Genomic DNA, 547 nt, shown 5'->3' with positions numbered 1-547 from the left:
ACTGGAAGGACGGCTCCAAGTACGACCTGATGATCGCCGGAATCGGTTCGCTCTGCCTGATTTTCATCATCATGCTGATCATTACCCGCAGTCTGATCGCGGCGGCGGTGATCGTCGGGACGGTCGCGCTGTCGTTGGGGGCATCGTTCGGCATGTCGGTGCTCGTCTGGCAATACTTCCTCGGTATCAAACTGCACTGGATGGTCTTGGCAATGGCGATCATCCTGCTGCTGGCGGTCGGCTCGGACTACAACCTGCTCTTGATATCCCGGTTCAAAGAAGAGATCCACGCCGGGCTCAAGACGGGCACGATCCGCGCGATGGCCGGTTCCGGGTCGGTGGTGACCTCGGCCGGGCTGGTGTTCGCCGCCACCATGGCCACGTTCGCCTTCAGCCCGTTGAAGGTGATGGGTCAGGTCGGTACGACGATCGCGCTGGGTCTGCTGTTCGACACCCTGATCGTCCGGTCTTTCATGACGCCGTCGCTGGCCACACTGCTCGGACGTTGGTTCTGGTGGCCGCAACATGTCCGCCCACGCCCGGCCAG

General features: G+C 62.0%; 1 protein-coding gene. It reads left to right on the top strand.

Annotation, left to right across the window (positions count from 1 at the left end; all coding sequences use genetic code 11):
- Positions 1-547: MMPL family transporter (locus tag A5658_RS29325; RefSeq protein ID WP_156751389.1), on the top strand; the 547-nt coding region annotated here is incomplete at both ends.

This window comes from Mycobacterium sp. 1245111.1 (genome assembly GCF_001673405.1).
GTDB lineage: Bacteria > Actinomycetota > Actinomycetes > Mycobacteriales > Mycobacteriaceae > Mycobacterium.
The sequence above is the reverse complement of the archived record's forward strand: the minus strand, read 5'-3'. Positions and strand labels throughout refer to the sequence as shown.